Origin of the sequence: Polaribacter cellanae (genome assembly GCF_017569185.1) — a bacterium.
In the GTDB taxonomy this organism is placed as follows: Bacteria; Bacteroidota; Bacteroidia; order Flavobacteriales; family Flavobacteriaceae; genus Polaribacter; species Polaribacter cellanae.
In genome coordinates this window covers 2,237,367-2,253,000 of the sequence record NZ_CP071869.1, presented here as the reverse complement: position 1 = coordinate 2,253,000, position 15,634 = coordinate 2,237,367, and the positions used below count along the sequence as shown (strand labels likewise).

Below are 15,634 nucleotides of genomic sequence, written 5' to 3'. Positions count from 1 at the left end.
TTTATGCAAAATAGTAAGTTAGACCTACAAAATGGTTCAAAAATACAATTAGATAAGGGTTTTGAAAAAGAATTAGGACTTATTCATATTAAGATTGAGCAACTAAAGAAGAAGAAAATATCAACTTATATTTATTTTATTATATGTATGGGGATAGGATTACCAATTATGATAAGTCAAAGAGACTTATTAGTCGGCTTTGATTTTACTTACAGCAAATATCTAAAATTTGCTCAATCATTTTTAATAGTTATCTTGGGATTTGGGTTCTGCAATATAGCTGTTAGTAAATTAAAGAAGTATATAAAAGAAAGAAAAGCTGTAAAAGAGGAAAAAGAAAAAATAGATACTATCCTTAATAGATATAAAATTAAATACAGCTACAATATTGAATTTGGTAAAAAATATCACGGCATTCAAGATGTAACTGTAGAATTAAAAAGTAATAGCGACCTATTAAAAGGCTCAAAAATCACCCATCAAGTTTAATTTTTTCTAGCTTTAAAATTTTTTTAATTACTCTTTCTACTTCAATAGAATCTAACCCAGGTTTCATTTTTGGATGATATAAGAGCCTAACAATATCTTTGTCCAATTGAGAATATTTCTTTACTCGGACTTTTTGTTTAGATTTTTCTTTGTAAAAAACACTATTTGTATATAATTTAGAATCAAACGCTAAACCTAAACTTTGAGTTATTTCTTCTAATATAGTAGCCTCTTGAATATCAAAAGAATATTCAGAGTTTATAAAAATTAAAGCTTTATCTATAGTATGTGTTTTTGTTGAAAACTCTGTATATGCAAGACCTGCAATATCATAATCTATATCTTTAGTAAGCATTTCATAGAAATCTTTGTTTGATTTATAAACTTGCTCTCTGTTACACAAATAAAGTATAGAATTACTTTTTGCATAATTATCGGTTAATATTATTTTAAATCCATCTGTTGTTAATCGATTAATATTATCAATAACTTTTTTTATGACAGATATTTGAGGCTTAAACTCTTTTTCTTTTACTACATAAAGTAGCATTGATTCCTTCCATTTAATTATTTTCTCGGGATTATTGTCATATTCTGACTGTAGGGCAATTTCCTTAAAATAATCAATTAGTTCTTTTTCATATGGTGTTGGGATATAATTGACTTTTCTAATGAATAACAAAAAAGAAGATATGACTGCAATCAAAATAATTGATATTAAAAGAAATTTTTTATTCTTATTTGATTTGAACATTACTTATTAAGGTTAAGTATCTTTTTTTGCAATATAATTATTTTACTTGCTTTGTAATTAAAATAAAAAAGAGGCTTTTTTAAGCCTCTTTAATTGAAAATAATTTAATTAATCTTTATTTTTAATAGTTCGTGTATGGGGCTTAACCCAAACTTTTTTACCACTCTTTAATGTTCTATAATGACCTTTTACATTTACTGTTCTTGTATTACTTGTGTTTGCATTGGTAGAAGTTCCACTACTTGTTGTCCTTGTGCTACTTCTATTTATTCTTGTACTTCCACCACCTTTACCTAATGCTCCCTTAATAATTTTATTTATAGGGTTAAGTTGCTCCATTGCCATTGTAGCTATTTCAATTAAAGCAGCTTTCTTGGGGTCTTTTGCATCTGGGTTTGGAAGTTTATCAACTATAGGTGTTTCATTATTATCTGACCCTGTGTCCTTTGTATCATAGTAGTCACCTAATCCAGTCGAACTTTTTACCTGTTTTCCTTCGTGTACAACATCACCTGGGTCTATATTAGATTTTTCTATTCCATCTTCTACTCGGTTTTCACTATACTGCTGTTCAACCATTGCATTTGTTTCTTCAAATGTATAGCCCTTTTCCTCTAAATGTTGAGTATGTAGCGTGGAAGCACTATCTCCTTTTTCAGCCGTATACGTCCCATCTCCATTATCAATCCAAAGTTTACCATCAGGGTCAATGTATAAAACAGGATTATTATTAGTATAAGCAAATGGTGAAGCGTGTAATTGTTTTGGGTGGTCTGCTAATGGATCAATATTCATCCATCTTCCTAAACTCGCATCATAATTCCTAGCTCCATAATCATACCAATCTAATCCTAATTCATCTTGTAACTCTTTTCCGTTAAAAAGTTTCTTCTGCGCAACGCTATTTCCATTGGAAGAAGTTACATTGTTGTATCCGCGATGTTTCAAACCAAAGGGTACAAGCTTATGCAATTTTTTTTCAGCATAGTTCCCTTAGTCTCGACCAACTTTTACACCAAAAATTTTTTCTTTGAACGTCCTTTCCTGCTACATCAGAACATAAAGATAATTATTTCTGTATTGGCCCAAACAAACAAAACTTTAACATTTTGTATATACGTTTAGTACCATTATTGTAGTTCTCTATATAACAAGACGTTAACACTTGTCCACTGATCAAATTGCTTTCAACCACCAAGCTTGTATTTATTGTTTAACCAGTTCTGTAGGATACTGAACCAAGTTCAGCATAAACCACAGAACATAAATTTCTTTATTATGAGCAAGCAAAAAAGGATTGATTAAATTAGTAGGTAACATTGGTGGTGTATCTTTTTACACTTCTAATGGTGAGTATCTAGCTAGGATGGCTGGAGGACCTAGCAAGGAACGTATTCAAGTGACCCTAATTTTTAAACGTACCAGAGAGAACAATGCCGAGTTTGGTGGTTCTGCCAAAGTAGGTAAAGCATTAAGAAACCCGCTTTGAGTGGTGTACTTCAAGTAATGGGTGGCAGTAGATTGGCTTCCCAGTTAACCCAAGATTTTTAAACACCATTAACCTAAAAGGTGTAGGTGTCAGAGGTAAAAGACCGATTACACTTTTCTGCCAACACAGAAACTCTTGACTGGTTTGGATTTTAAATAGTAAATCGAGTTTATCCAACGGTGTTTACTGCTCCTTATACAGCCACCATCAATGCAGACCGTATGAAGTTGTTTATACAATAGCTGCATTTAACCCCTGCTTAATTTTATTGTTGCTCCTGCAGGTGCTACGCATTTTAGATTGGTAGCTGCTGTTGGTTTGGTTTCAGAATTATGTGTATGATGATGGAGCACAGTACTTATGAGCCCTACTGTACCAGATGAGAACAGTATTGGTGTGGTAGCTTCAAGTACAACAAAGGCGTTAGATGCTAATAGTACTTGCAACAACTTTAACGGCTACCATTCCTGGTGAGCTGTTACAGAATGCAGAAGTAAGCGTAGTTTCCTTGTTTAGGAATTGAGTTTTACCAAAAGGTTGGCACTACAGATTATATATTATCGCAAGGTAATACAATGAAAGTTACACACGTATTTTAAGCGTTTAAACGATTCATTTGATAGTGAGAGCATCCTCTTTTGAGGGTGCTTTTTTTATGACTGATTGAACACTAGCACTCGTGATTAGTGGGAACATATACGGCCTTATATATCGACTCATCTACGGTTCATCATCAGTTATACTATTTGTTTTAGTTCCCTTATAAGATTTTATTATTTGACTGACAGGGAGGATTTGTAATAATGATTTCAATTCTTTATTTACTGCTTTCATCTTCTCAACTGGCATTATCCAATAAGCCAACAGAACCACTAAAAAAGTTATACATATAATTACTGTTGTTGTTCCCATATTTTCTATTATTTTATTATTCTAATTTTTTACTGTTATCATCATATCATACATTCGAACAAAGTCAAGTCCTTTTTACTTAAAAAAAAGGACATCGTTTTTTCCCTTTGTTTGCAAGATATTATAAGTTCCTATTTTAAAATAGGACAGCTTTTTACATTTAATTAAAAGCAAGATAACCAAAGAGTTATTTTATTGTTTGCCACATTTTTTGGCAGTAAAATATCTACTCTAAGAACCTTATTTTACTAAAGTAAATACGTTGTTTTTTATAAACAATGATCAAGTCAACTAATTTCCCGTAGTTTCATCATTTACCCTTAAAACCAAAGTTAATTCGTTCTTTTTTTATCCGTCGTTGTAAATAAGTAAATTAGGTTTTCAGTAGGCTTACGTTTTAAAAACATAGGATTTGGGGGCGGATGATGTGGCAGAGAATCCTATGTTTTTAAAATGACTTGTTTTTTCATTCAGTGGCACGAGTTGTATACAAAAACGAGCAAAGATGTGAGCGTAGGAAACACTTGGACTACGTGAGGGTTTTGTGAAGTTTTTTTATGCAAATTCGGAGCGTTGGCTTACGGAGTAAAAATTAAAGATTTCGTAGTGCGAAGGCGTTGGATGTAGTGAGGCATTGGCAGTAGCGTGGGCAAAAAGCGTGGGCAGAGCGGCTATTTTACATAATTTACATTATAACTACGGCTTTGGTGGAGTGGGGCTTTTTTGCGGCAGTATTATAATGCCAATTATGTAAAGATAGCTTGGGATAGTTTTTTTGGCGGAGTTTTTGGTTTTTTAGCGTTGGCAACAGCTTTTTGTGATTGTGAGGAACGAGCAACTTACAAAGTGCTGTATTTAGCGTTGGCTTCCAAAAACTGTGACTTAAAAACTATAGAAGTGGTGGCGAGCGGAACAAAACAAAAGACAGAGGTTTTTTACTTTTTCTGTAAAAATCTGGATTTTGTTTTGTGGGGATATTAATGTAAATTTGTCTTATGAATTGGATAGAGTTTATCGGTTTTATATCTTCTCTTTTTGGGATTTTCTCGTTTTTTAGGAACGACGTATTTTCTATTCTCCAATATAAAAAAAACCTAATTTTCTAGCGCTATTTTATTTAAACGGTATTTAAACACTGTTTAAACGTTACTTAAACATTTTTCTCTTTTTTTAACGGTATTTTCAACTGATTGGATGATACAGATTAATCACTTCTTGCATATTTTCTAAATCGTCAGTCAAATATTTTTCGGTAGAACTTATATAACGATGTCCTGCTAGATATTGTGTTTTTCTTAAGTTGTATTGCTTTGTCCAATTCGTAATGACTGATGCTCTTATTTGATGCACATTTTCTACTTTCTGATTGTACTTTTTTAGCTTTTTAATAATAGCTAAAATGGTGTTTCCTAATCGTGCATTGTTGGGTATAAAGAGTCGTTCACTTTCTATATGCTTTCGTTCCTTGATTTCTTCTCGAACTTCTTTGATGTATTCCAATAGCTCTATAACTTGCCACGACTTTAACTCTAATTCTCTTGTATTGCTTCTTGCTGTTTTTGGAACGTGAACTTTTCCTTTGTAAATTTCTATGTGTTCTAATTCTAATCTGATTAATGCGTTTGTGTTTAATCCTTGATATATCATTAAGCCAACAATAATTTTATTTCTTTTTGCTGTTAATCTGTGATAGGGGTCTTTGATGTTTTCTGTGCTAAAACTGTAATAGAGATCTTCTAATTCTTCTGCTTCTAATAGATTGTAGTATAATTTTCTTTTTACTCCTTTTATAGTGATGCTTTCTGCTGGATTATCTAGTCTGTAGTGTTCTTTGATTAAGTAATTAAAATAACTCTTTAGGATGGCTAATTTATGATTGACTGTCTTTTTGCTATTTCCTTTTCTGGTTAGGTATTTTGTGTATTTTAATAATTGTTTGTAGTTGATGGTTGTTGGTTGTTGGTCTCTTTTTTTGCACCATATTTTGAACTTTTTGATTTCTACTAAATAACTGGCTACTGTTGTAATGCTGTATGCTTCTTTTTGTAAGTGTTCTTGATAGTTCATAGTTGGTGGTTTTTGGTTGTTAGTTATTGATCAATTGGCCTTATAATTGCTTGACTAGATGTGTGTAGATTTGTGTACTTTCTAATGAACTATGTCCTAAAAACTTACTGATGATTTCTATATGTACTTCTTTCTGTAATAAGTGTGTTGCTATACTATGTCTTAGTGTGTGAAGTGTAATTTGTTTTTCTTGTAGCTCTTTATTTTCTGTTTTTCTAATGACTTCTTTTAATCTATTGAGCATACTTTGTCCTTGCATTCGCTTTCCTTGTTGACTGATAAATAATGCTTCTGTACTGTTGTAAATATTGAGTGCTGGTCTTGCTTCAAAAATATAATCTTCGAGTATTCTAATATTATAACTGTTGATTGGAATAAAACGTTCTTTGTAATTTTTTCCTTTTCGTACATAGATTCTTTCTTTATCAAAAAATACATCACTAACATCTAAATGAACGACTTCATTTCTTCGTAAACCACAACTATAAAAAACCACTAATAATGCTTTATCTCTTAACTTAAAACTATCTCTTTGATGACTGTAATTTGTGGTTGTAAATAGTTCTTTAATTTCTTCTTGTGTTAAAATATCTACTTGCTTTTGGTTGCTGTCTTTCTCTGTTTTTAAGTGGATTCTAAACCCTTTGTAATTGTGCTTTTGTAAATATTCTCTAAACTTCTTTAATGCTTGTTGATGCTTGTTTAAATAGGCTTTACTTAAACTGCCTCCTCTGGTTTCATTGGGACGTAATTGTAAGTGTTGATAGTAGTCTTTTATAGTTTCTGTATGGATGTTTTCTAATGTATTTATATTCTTTTTCTCTAACCAATAAAAAAATTCTTTGATATGATTTGGCAAGTTGTAAAGCGTACTTTCTGCATAACCCAAGATGTCTAACCATTCTGTAAATGATTGTAATAATACTTTGTAGCTTGTATTTTGTAGTTTTAATTGTTTCATTTTTTACTTTGCTTGGTTGCCTTTTTCTTGTTTTAGTGAGCTTTCTTTTTAAATTGTTGATTGTTAGTTTCTTTAGTGGCTCATTTACTTACTGGGCTACTGGTAAGCTACTGGGCTGTAGCAGGTTGCTACACACAAGTATTTATAATTGTAGGATGGCTTCATCTAGTACTGTTGCAATTGTTTTTTTAAGTTGTTGGTATTCTTCGTAATTCGTGATTTCATATAAGTGTCTGCCTGTTTTATCTTTTTCTCTTAATTGTATTCTTTGGGTATTGATGAGTTGTAAATGATAGCGTTTTACAGTGGATAAAGGGATTCGTAATAGGATGCTAATTTGTTTGTTGGTAAAGGTTGTTTGTTGATGTTCTTTCAAGTAATTTTTTAGTTTCTCAAAATAGTTTCTACACGCTCCTGTAATGGTATCTGACTTTCTCAAGAGAACCTCTTGTAGTAGTTTATTGGCTTCTTTAATATCTTCTATCGTAGTTTCTATATATTCTTCTCCTGTTTCTTCATCATATTTTTTTTCTCTTTGATGCTGATGATAAAAGGTTACAGCTTCTATAAATTGCAAGTAATGTGCGTTGGTTCTTCGTGGTTTAAAAACGGCATTGGGTAGCTTTAAACTTTCTGCATATGGGTTTCTAACAGATATGTTTTTTAAACATCTTTGTGCATTTTGTAATAAATCACGCGATGTGTGTTCTTGGTCTATATGTACTTTTCCTGCACTTATTAATCGCTGATACTGCATTATTCTTTCGTCTTGTTCCTCACTTTCATCTATGTACAGCAGGAAGCTCCTGTTGCTATTGTCTTCGTAGATACTTTCTTGTGTGGTGCATCCTGCTATACATACTGGACCTTCTACGGTTAAGTGGATGGTTTTGGTATTTCCTCTGGTGTCTTTATGAACTACTGTTTTAGTAATCTTGTGTTTTGATTGTAATTCTCTAATCGCATATAAGGCATTTCCTGCTCCGTCTAAATCTTCTATTAATATGAGTTTGTATTGTAGTTCTGTTCTGTTGAAGTAGTAAAAAGCATTTTCACTTAATACTGTGATTTCTACTTTATCTTCTTCTGGAATTAATTCTGCAACCTTACTTTGTAAATGCGTTTTTCCTGCACCAGAACTTCCTAAACTCATACAATGCAAAGGATTGTTTGCTTTTCTACTTGTGAAGATGATGTACATTAATAATCTATTATTTACTTCGCCAATAACTCCGCTTTTACCTATTAACTTATTGGTTTCTTCTAGTAAATTCTTTGATTTTAGTAACTTTAATGCTTCTTTTTCTTCGGCTTTTGTGAGTGTTTTTACTGTTACCTTGTCTGCTTCTAGTTCTGCTAGTTGTGAGATTCTATAGGTTTCTAACTCGTTAATTAAATCTTGGATTGTTCTTCTAACTACACTTGTTCCTATCTCTAATCGTTCTGCTATTTTACGTACTAATTTTTCTACTTGGGTATCATTATATAAATCTAAATTGTGTCGTAATTTTAAATGCGTTCCTTGCTTTTGGATGCTAATTGTTACTCGTAGTCTGTCTAAATGATTTAATCTAATGCCTCCTAATATTTCTATTGATAAGTGCGTGGTTTCATAATGGTAGCTGTTTGGGTTGTCTGTGTTGAGTTGCATTGTTGATAAGTTGTAAAATATAACTATTAAGGTGTAAATATACCTATTTCGTTTTATAAAACAAACTTACAATGTATTTTTATACCTAAAAAAGTATCTTATATTTGTATTTCAACACTCTTTAAGGTGTATTTTAATAATATGAGTTTTTCTAAAAGATTGTCGGAGTTACGTAAACAGCATAAGTTCTCGCAAAGTGAGTTAGCCACTAAAGTGGGTATTCACAACAATGTATTAGGACGTTATGAACGTGGAGAAGCTAACCCATCTATTGAGGTAGCCACTAAACTTTCTGACGTTTTAGGTGTTTCTTTAGATTATTTGGTAGGGAAAACAGACTTACTTTTGGATGATACTATTGTAGATAAAATTCTAACCATACAACAGCTTCCTACTGAAGATAAAGAACATATTCTTTTTGCTATTGATGCGCTTTTAAGAGATGCTAAAGCTAGAGCTACTTATTCGTAATGATATAATGATTTAATTTATGCAAAATAGTAAGTTAGACCTACAAAATGGTTCAAAAATACAATTAGATAAGGGTTTTGAAAAAGAATTAGGACTTATTCATATTAAGATTGAGCAACTAAAGAAGAAGAAAATATCAACTTATATTTATTTTATTATATGTATGGGGATAGGATTACCAATTATGATAAGTCAAAGAGACTTATTAGTCGGCTTTGATTTTACTTACAGCAAATATCTAAAATTTGCTCAATCATTTTTAATAGTTATCTTGGGATTTGGGTTCTGCAATATAGCTGTTAGTAAATTAAAGAAGTATATAAAAGAAAGAAAAGCTGTAAAAGAGGAAAAAGAAAAAATAGATACTATCCTTAATAGATATAAAATTAAATACAGCTACAATATTGAATTTGGTAAAAAATATCACGGCATTCAAGATGTAACTGTAGAATTAAAAAGTAATAGCGACCTATTAAAAGGCTCAAAAATCACCCATCAAGTTTAATTTTTTCTAGCTTTAAAATTTTTTTAATTACTCTTTCTACTTCAATAGAATCTAACCCAGGTTTCATTTTTGGATGATATAAGAGCCTAACAATATCTTTGTCCAATTGAGAATATTTCTTTACTCGGACTTTTTGTTTAGATTTTTCTTTGTAAAAAACACTATTTGTATATAATTTAGAATCAAACGCTAAACCTAAACTTTGAGTTATTTCTTCTAATATAGTAGCCTCTTGAATATCAAAAGAATATTCAGAGTTTATAAAAATTAAAGCTTTATCTATAGTATGTGTTTTTGTTGAAAACTCTGTATATGCAAGACCTGCAATATCATAATCTATATCTTTAGTAAGCATTTCATAGAAATCTTTGTTTGATTTATAAACTTGCTCTCTGTTACACAAATAAAGTATAGAATTACTTTTTGCATAATTATCGGTTAATATTATTTTAAATCCATCTGTTGTTAATCGATTAATATTATCAATAACTTTTTTTATGACAGATATTTGAGGCTTAAACTCTTTTTCTTTTACTACATAAAGTAGCATTGATTCCTTCCATTTAATTATTTTCTCGGGATTATTGTCATATTCTGACTGTAGGGCAATTTCCTTAAAATAATCAATTAGTTCTTTTTCATATGGTGTTGGGATATAATTGACTTTTCTAATGAATAACAAAAAAGAAGATATGACTGCAATCAAAATAATTGATATTAAAAGAAATTTTTTATTCTTATTTGATTTGAACATTACTTATTAAGGTTAAGTATCTTTTTTTGCAATATAATTATTTTACTTGCTTTGTAATTAAAATAAAAAAGAGGCTTTTTTAAGCCTCTTTAATTGAAAATAATTTAATTAATCTTTATTTTTAATAGTTCGTGTATGGGGCTTAACCCAAACTTTTTTACCACTCTTTAATGTTCTATAATGACCTTTTACATTTACTGTTCTTGTATTACTTGTGTTTGCATTGGTAGAAGTTCCACTACTTGTTGTCCTTGTGCTACTTCTATTTATTCTTGTACTTCCACCACCTTTACCTAATGCTCCCTTAATAATTTTATTTATAGGGTTAAGTTGCTCCATTGCCATTGTAGCTATTTCAATTAAAGCAGCTTTCTTGGGGTCTTTTGCATCTGGGTTTGGAAGTTTATCAACTATAGGTGTTTCATTATTATCTGACCCTGTGTCCTTTGTATCATAGTAGTCACCTAATCCAGTCGAACTTTTTACCTGTTTTCCTTCGTGTACAACATCACCTGGGTCTATATTAGATTTTTCTATTCCATCTTCTACTCGGTTTTCACTATACTGCTGTTCAACCATTGCATTTGTTTCTTCAAATGTATAGCCCTTTTCCTCTAAATGTTGAGTATGTAGCGTGGAAGCACTATCTCCTTTTTCAGCCGTATACGTCCCATCTCCATTATCAATCCAAAGTTTACCATCAGGGTCAATGTATAAAACAGGATTATTATTAGTATAAGCAAATGGTGAAGCGTGTAATTGTTTTGGGTGGTCTGCTAATGGATCAATATTCATCCATCTTCCTAAACTCGCATCATAATTCCTAGCTCCATAATCATACCAATCTAATCCTAATTCATCTTGTAACTCTTTTCCGTTAAAAAGTTTCTTCTGCGCAACGCTATTTCCATTGGAAGAAGTTACATTGTTGTATCCGCGATGTTTCAAACCAAAAGGGTACAAGCTTATGCAATTTTTTTCAGCATAGTTCCCTTGTCTCGACCAACTTTTACCAACAAAATTTTTTCTTTGAACGTCCTCTCTGCTACATCAGAACATAAAGGTAATTATTTCTGTTTTGTCCAACAAACAAACTTTAACATTTTATATATACGTTTAGCACCATTATTGTAGTTCTCTATAAAACAAGACGTTAACACTTGTCCACTAATCAGATTGTTTTCAACCACCAAGCTTGCATTTATTGTTTAACCAGTTCTGTAATTATTACAGAACATAAATTTCTTTATTATGAGCAAGCAAAAAGGATTAATTAAATTAGTAGGGAACATTGGGGGCGTATCTTTTTACACTTCTAATGGCGAGTATCTAGCACGTATGGCTGGAGGACCTTCAAAGGAACGTATTCAAACAGACCCTAATTTTAAACGTACCAGAGAGAACAATGCCGAGTTTGGTGGTTCAGCCAAAGTTGGTAAAGCATTAAGAACCGCTTTGAGTGGTGTACTTCAAGTAATGGGTGGTAGTAGATTGGCTTCCCAGTTAACCAAGATTTTTAAAACCATTAACCTAAAGGGTGTAGGTGTCAGAGGTAAAAGACCGATTACACTTTCTGCGAACAAAGAGCTCTTGACTGGTTTGGATTTAAATCGTAAATCGAGTTTATCAACTGTATTTACTGCTCCTTATACTGCGACCATCAACGCAGACCGTAATGAAGTGGTGTATGATATTCCTGCATTTACGCCAGCTAATTTTATTGTTGCGCCAGCTGGTGCTACGCATTTTAAATTAGTAGCTGCTGTTGGTTTGGTGTCAGATTATGTGTATGATGATGGAGTGAGTTCTTATGAACCTACTGTACCAGATGAGAACAGTATTGGCATTGTAGCTTCAAGCACAACAAAAGCGTTAGATGCTAATAGTACTGCAACCACGTTAACGGCTACCATTCCTGGTGGAGCTGTTACAGATGCTGAAGTGAGTGTAGTTTCTTGTTTGGGGATTGAGTTTTACCAAAAGGTTGGCTCTACAGATTATATATTATCGCAAGGTAATACAATGAAAGTTACACACGTTTTTTAAGCTGTAATCAATTCATTTGATGTTTAAAGCATTCTCTTTTGAGGGTGCTTTTTTTATGGACTGATTTAATACTGGTACTCGTGATTAGTGGGAACATATACGGCTTATACACGACTCATCTACGAGTTATCTACGTTTCTTTCTTCTTATACATCGTTAAGCAAAACTTTATAAAAGGTAGTATTAATTTTATAAATTGGTAAGCACCCATCACTAATATTGGCCATTTTAAAAAGGCTAATATTAGTTTAATTTTATCTACTGTTAAAAAGCAAAAGATAATCATCATTATTGCAAAGAAGATTAGTATTTCTGTAGAGTATTTTTTCATTTCTATTACGTTTTATTTTCTTTATTTATTCTTTCATCTAAAAACTTTTTGTTTAAAAGTTCATTTATAAGGTGTTATTTTTTTAATCGCTGTTTCCATTTTATTAGATTTCGCTGTTATATATAAAAGCGTTTTCAATAATTTGTTTTTACAAAAACGCCTATAGTATATATCATAATTTGGGTGTGGGCTTTCGTATCTCGCTCCTACAAGCTTCCCAACCTTTTCAATACCCCAGTTTTTGTTCTACATCTATTATACTATCAAAACCAATTTTTGTAAAGGCTTTCACATCTATTTATTTTACTGTTTTGTTTGCAATGTATTTTATGGTGTTGATTTAAAATAGGACAGAAAAAAATCACTATAATTTTTGACTGTTTTTCTCCTATAAACAAAGGAACTAAAGAGATTTTAGTTTTTTAGGATATGAACTTTTGTATTTCCGTAGTTTCGTACGATAGTGTTTCCATCAATAGTTTTACGTTTTAAAAATAGGATGATTTAGACGAGGCTGGTTTTCGAGCGCAAAGGCAATCATCCTGTTTTTAAAATGACTTGTTCTCCATACTGCTTTGCACGAGTTGTATACAAAAACGAGCAAAGATGTGAGCGTAGGAACACTTGGACTACGTGAGGATTTTGTGAAGTTTTTTTATGCAAATTCGGAGCGTGGGCTTACGTAGTAAAAATTAAAGCATACCTAGTGCGAAGGCGTTGGATGTAGTGAGGCATTGGCAGAAGTGGTGGCAAAAAGCGTGGGCAGAGCGGATATTTTACATAATTTTCATTATAACTACGGCTTTGGTGATGTGGTGGCTGATGTGGGCAGTATTATAATGCCAATTATGTAAAGATAGCTTGGGATAGTTTTTTTGGCGGAGTTTTTGGTTTTTAGCGTTGGCAACAGCTTTTTGTGATTGTGAGGAACGAGCAACTTACAAAGTGCTGTATTTAGCGTTGGCTTCCAAAAACTGTGACTTAAAAACTATAGAAGTGGTGGCGAGCGGAACAAAACAAAAGACAGAGGTTTTTTACTTTTTCTGTAAAAATCTGGATTTTGTTTTGTGGGGATATTAATGTAAATTTGTCTTATGAATTGGATAGAGTTTATCGGTTTTATATCTTCTCTTTTTGGGATTTTCTCGTTTTTTAGGAACGACGTATTTTCTATTCTCCAATATAAAAAAAACCTAATTTTCTAGCGCTATTTTATTTAAACGGTATTTAAACACTGTTTAAACGTTACTTAAACATTTTTCTCTTTTTTTAACGGTATTTTCAACTGATTGGATGATACAGATTAATCACTTCTTGCATATTTTCTAAATCGTCAGTCAAATATTTTTCGGTAGAACTTATATAACGATGTCCTGCTAGATATTGTGTTTTTCTTAAGTTGTATTGCTTTGTCCAATTCGTAATGACTGATGCTCTTATTTGATGCACATTTTCTACTTTCTGATTGTACTTTTTTAGCTTTTTAATAATAGCTAAAATGGTGTTTCCTAATCGTGCATTGTTGGGTATAAAGAGTCGTTCACTTTCTATATGCTTTCGTTCCTTGATTTCTTCTCGAACTTCTTTGATGTATTCCAATAGCTCTATAACTTGCCACGACTTTAACTCTAATTCTCTTGTATTGCTTCTTGCTGTTTTTGGAACGTGAACTTTTCCTTTGTAAATTTCTATGTGTTCTAATTCTAATCTGATTAATGCGTTTGTGTTTAATCCTTGATATATCATTAAGCCAACAATAATTTTATTTCTTTTTGCTGTTAATCTGTGATAGGGGTCTTTGATGTTTTCTGTGCTAAAACTGTAATAGAGATCTTCTAATTCTTCTGCTTCTAATAGATTGTAGTATAATTTTCTTTTTACTCCTTTTATAGTGATGCTTTCTGCTGGATTATCTAGTCTGTAGTGTTCTTTGATTAAGTAATTAAAATAACTCTTTAGGATGGCTAATTTATGATTGACTGTCTTTTTACTATTTCCTTTTCTGGTTAAGTATTTCGTGTATTTCAGCGTTGCTTTATAATCTATAGTTTCAGTTTCATAATGATTTCTTGTACACCATATTTTGAACTTTTTGATTTCTACTAAATAACTGGCTACTGTTGTAATGCTGTATGCTTCTTTTTGTAAGTGTTCTTGATAGTTCATAGTTGGTGGTTTTTGGTTGTTAGTTATTGATTAATTGGCTTTATAATTGCTTGACTAGATGTGTGTAGATTTGTGTACTTTCTAATGAACTATGGCCTAAAAACTTACTGATGATTTCTATATGTATTTCTTGCTGTAATAAGTGTGTTGCTATAGAATGACGTAAACTGTGGAGTGTGATTTGTTTTTCTTGAAGCTCTTTATTTTCTGTTTTTTTAATCACTTCTTTTAATCTATTGAGCATACTTTGTCCTTGCATTCGCTTTCCTTGTTGACTTATAAATAATGCTTCTGTACTGTTGTAAATATTGAGTTCTGGACGTGCTTCAAAAATGTAATCTTCGAGTATTCTACTATTGTAATTGTTGATGGGTACAAAACGCTCTTTGTAATTCTTTCCTTTTCGTACATAGATTCTTTCCTTATCAAACAGTACATCACTCACATCTAAATGAACTACCTCATTTCTTCGTAAACCACAACTATAAAACAATACTAATAATGCTTTATCTCTTAACTTAAAACTATCTCTTTGATGACTGTAATTTGTGGTTGTAAATAGTTCTTTAATTTCTTCTTGTGTTAAAATATCTACTTGCTTTTGGTTGCTGTCTTTCTCTGTTTTTAAGTGGATTCTAAACCCTTTGTAATTGTGCTTTTGTAAATATTCTCTAAACTTCTTTAATGCTTGTTGATGCTTGTTTAAATAGGCTTTACTTAAACTGCCTCCTCTGGTTTCATTGGGACGTAATTGTAAGTGTTGATAGTAGTCTTTTATAGTTTCTGTATGGATGTTTTCTAATGTATTTATATTCTTTTTCTCTAACCAATAAAAAAATTCTTTGATATGATTTGGCAAGTTGTAAAGCGTACTTTCTGCATAACCCAAGATGTCTAACCATTCTGTAAATGATTGTAATAATACTTTGTAGCTTGTATTTTGTAGTTTTAATTGTTTCATTTTTTACTTTGCTTGGTTGCCTTTTTCTTGTTTTAGTGAGCTTTCTTTTTAAATTGTTGATTGTTAGTTTCTTTAGT

The 15,634-nt window shown here is 31.5% G+C and carries 16 protein-coding genes; 5 read left to right on the top strand and 11 right to left on the bottom strand.

Translation table 11 applies throughout. The annotated features are described in order from the left end of the window. Positions 1-3 precede the first annotated feature (3 nt). Positions 4-489 (top strand): hypothetical protein, encoded by a 486-nt coding sequence (locus J3359_RS10080; RefSeq protein WP_208076763.1) that lies wholly within the window; start codon positions 4-6, stop codon positions 487-489. Here the strand turns inward: J3359_RS10080 and J3359_RS10075 are convergent. The 4 genes from J3359_RS10075 to J3359_RS10060 form a co-directional block, all read right to left on the bottom strand. Next, positions 473-1,243 carry a DUF2927 domain-containing protein gene (locus tag J3359_RS10075; protein ID WP_208076762.1) on the bottom strand — a complete coding sequence of 257 codons (771 nt, stop codon included), beginning with the start codon at positions 1,241-1,243 and terminating at the stop codon, positions 473-475. The two genes, J3359_RS10080 and J3359_RS10075, sit on opposite strands and share 17 nt — an antisense overlap. Before the next feature lie 108 nt (positions 1,244-1,351). Then, the gene (locus J3359_RS10070) at positions 1,352-2,191 is read right to left on the bottom strand and encodes an RHS repeat-associated core domain-containing protein (protein ID WP_243765892.1); all 840 of its coding nucleotides are present in this window, start codon (positions 2,189-2,191) and stop codon (positions 1,352-1,354) included. A 789-nt stretch (positions 2,192-2,980) separates the two neighbouring features. Beyond that, complete coding sequence (locus J3359_RS10065; RefSeq protein ID WP_208076770.1) at positions 2,981-3,181, bottom strand: hypothetical protein; 201 nt, start codon at positions 3,179-3,181, stop codon at positions 2,981-2,983. Between the two features lie 271 nt (positions 3,182-3,452). Further along, positions 3,453-3,644 carry a hypothetical protein gene (locus J3359_RS10060; RefSeq protein WP_208076769.1) on the bottom strand — a complete coding sequence of 64 codons (192 nt, stop codon included), beginning with the start codon at positions 3,642-3,644 and terminating at the stop codon, positions 3,453-3,455. 723 nt (positions 3,645-4,367) lie between these two features. On the opposite strand from J3359_RS10060, the gene J3359_RS10055 reads away from it, so the two are divergent. Then, entirely contained in the window at positions 4,368-4,625 is a 258-nt protein-coding gene (locus J3359_RS10055; RefSeq protein WP_208076768.1) for a hypothetical protein, read from the top strand. A gap of 201 nt (positions 4,626-4,826) precedes the next feature. Here the strand turns inward: J3359_RS10055 and J3359_RS10050 are convergent, their stop codons facing one another. The 3 genes from J3359_RS10050 to J3359_RS10040 form a co-directional block, all read right to left on the bottom strand. Further along, the gene (locus tag J3359_RS10050; protein ID WP_208076767.1) at positions 4,827-5,711 is read right to left on the bottom strand and encodes a tyrosine-type recombinase/integrase; all 885 of its coding nucleotides are present in this window, start codon (positions 5,709-5,711) and stop codon (positions 4,827-4,829) included. A gap of 40 nt (positions 5,712-5,751) precedes the next feature. Further along, positions 5,752-6,672: a tyrosine-type recombinase/integrase gene (locus J3359_RS10045; protein WP_208076766.1), complete on the bottom strand. Its 921-nt coding sequence runs from the start codon at positions 6,670-6,672 to the stop codon at positions 5,752-5,754. A gap of 142 nt (positions 6,673-6,814) precedes the next feature. Beyond that, positions 6,815-8,323 carry an MTBMA_p00010-related P-loop-containing protein gene (locus J3359_RS10040; RefSeq protein ID WP_208076765.1) on the bottom strand — a complete coding sequence of 503 codons (1,509 nt, stop codon included), beginning with the start codon at positions 8,321-8,323 and terminating at the stop codon, positions 6,815-6,817. 141 nt (positions 8,324-8,464) lie between these two features. Between J3359_RS10040 and J3359_RS10035 the strand changes: the two genes are divergently transcribed. Then, positions 8,465-8,794: a helix-turn-helix domain-containing protein gene (locus tag J3359_RS10035; RefSeq protein ID WP_208076764.1), complete on the top strand. Its 330-nt coding sequence runs from the start codon at positions 8,465-8,467 to the stop codon at positions 8,792-8,794. A gap of 19 nt (positions 8,795-8,813) precedes the next feature. Next, positions 8,814-9,299 carry a hypothetical protein gene (locus tag J3359_RS10030; RefSeq protein WP_208076763.1) on the top strand — a complete coding sequence of 162 codons (486 nt, stop codon included), beginning with the start codon at positions 8,814-8,816 and terminating at the stop codon, positions 9,297-9,299. Here J3359_RS10030 and J3359_RS10025 read toward each other — a convergent pair. Together J3359_RS10025 and J3359_RS10020 are read right to left on the bottom strand one after the other, a co-directional pair. Next, complete coding sequence (locus J3359_RS10025; RefSeq protein WP_208076762.1) at positions 9,283-10,053, bottom strand: DUF2927 domain-containing protein; 771 nt, start codon at positions 10,051-10,053, stop codon at positions 9,283-9,285. The two genes, J3359_RS10030 and J3359_RS10025, sit on opposite strands and share 17 nt — an antisense overlap. A gap of 108 nt (positions 10,054-10,161) precedes the next feature. After that, on the bottom strand, positions 10,162-11,001 hold the full coding sequence (locus tag J3359_RS10020) for an RHS repeat-associated core domain-containing protein (RefSeq protein WP_243765892.1): 840 nt from the start codon (positions 10,999-11,001) through the stop codon (positions 10,162-10,164). A gap of 303 nt (positions 11,002-11,304) precedes the next feature. Between J3359_RS10020 and J3359_RS10015 the strand changes: the two genes are divergently transcribed. After that, the gene (locus J3359_RS10015; protein ID WP_208076761.1) at positions 11,305-12,099 is read left to right on the top strand and encodes a hypothetical protein; all 795 of its coding nucleotides are present in this window, start codon (positions 11,305-11,307) and stop codon (positions 12,097-12,099) included. 1,612 nt (positions 12,100-13,711) lie between these two features. Here J3359_RS10015 and J3359_RS10010 read toward each other — a convergent pair. Both J3359_RS10010 and J3359_RS10005 read right to left on the bottom strand, forming a co-directional pair. Beyond that, positions 13,712-14,596, bottom strand: a complete 885-nt coding sequence (locus J3359_RS10010; protein ID WP_208076760.1) for a tyrosine-type recombinase/integrase — start codon at positions 14,594-14,596, stop codon at positions 13,712-13,714. A gap of 40 nt (positions 14,597-14,636) precedes the next feature. Further along, complete coding sequence (locus J3359_RS10005; protein WP_208076759.1) at positions 14,637-15,557, bottom strand: tyrosine-type recombinase/integrase; 921 nt, start codon at positions 15,555-15,557, stop codon at positions 14,637-14,639. Between the last annotated feature and the right edge of the window lie 77 nt (positions 15,558-15,634).

Bases quoted from the DNA above. Each gene is read 5' to 3' on its own strand.
- J3359_RS10035 (WP_208076764.1), top strand. From the start codon at position 8,465: ATGAGTTTTTCTAAAAGATTGTCGGAGTTACGTAAACAGCATAAGTTC.
- J3359_RS10015 (WP_208076761.1), top strand. From the start codon at position 11,305: ATGAGCAAGCAAAAAGGATTAATTAAATTAGTAGGGAACATTGGGGGC.
- J3359_RS10050 (WP_208076767.1), bottom strand. From the start codon at position 5,711: ATGAACTATCAAGAACACTTACAAAAAGAAGCATACAGCATTACAACA.
- J3359_RS10030 (WP_208076763.1), top strand. From the start codon at position 8,814: ATGCAAAATAGTAAGTTAGACCTACAAAATGGTTCAAAAATACAATTA.
- J3359_RS10005 (WP_208076759.1), bottom strand. From the start codon at position 15,557: ATGAAACAATTAAAACTACAAAATACAAGCTACAAAGTATTATTACAA.
- J3359_RS10040 (WP_208076765.1), bottom strand. From the start codon at position 8,323: ATGCAACTCAACACAGACAACCCAAACAGCTACCATTATGAAACCACG.
- J3359_RS10045 (WP_208076766.1), bottom strand. From the start codon at position 6,672: ATGAAACAATTAAAACTACAAAATACAAGCTACAAAGTATTATTACAA.
- J3359_RS10025 (WP_208076762.1), bottom strand. From the start codon at position 10,053: ATGTTCAAATCAAATAAGAATAAAAAATTTCTTTTAATATCAATTATT.
- J3359_RS10080 (WP_208076763.1), top strand. From the start codon at position 4: ATGCAAAATAGTAAGTTAGACCTACAAAATGGTTCAAAAATACAATTA.
- J3359_RS10075 (WP_208076762.1), bottom strand. From the start codon at position 1,243: ATGTTCAAATCAAATAAGAATAAAAAATTTCTTTTAATATCAATTATT.
- J3359_RS10060 (WP_208076769.1), bottom strand. From the start codon at position 3,644: ATGGGAACAACAACAGTAATTATATGTATAACTTTTTTAGTGGTTCTG.
- J3359_RS10010 (WP_208076760.1), bottom strand. From the start codon at position 14,596: ATGAACTATCAAGAACACTTACAAAAAGAAGCATACAGCATTACAACA.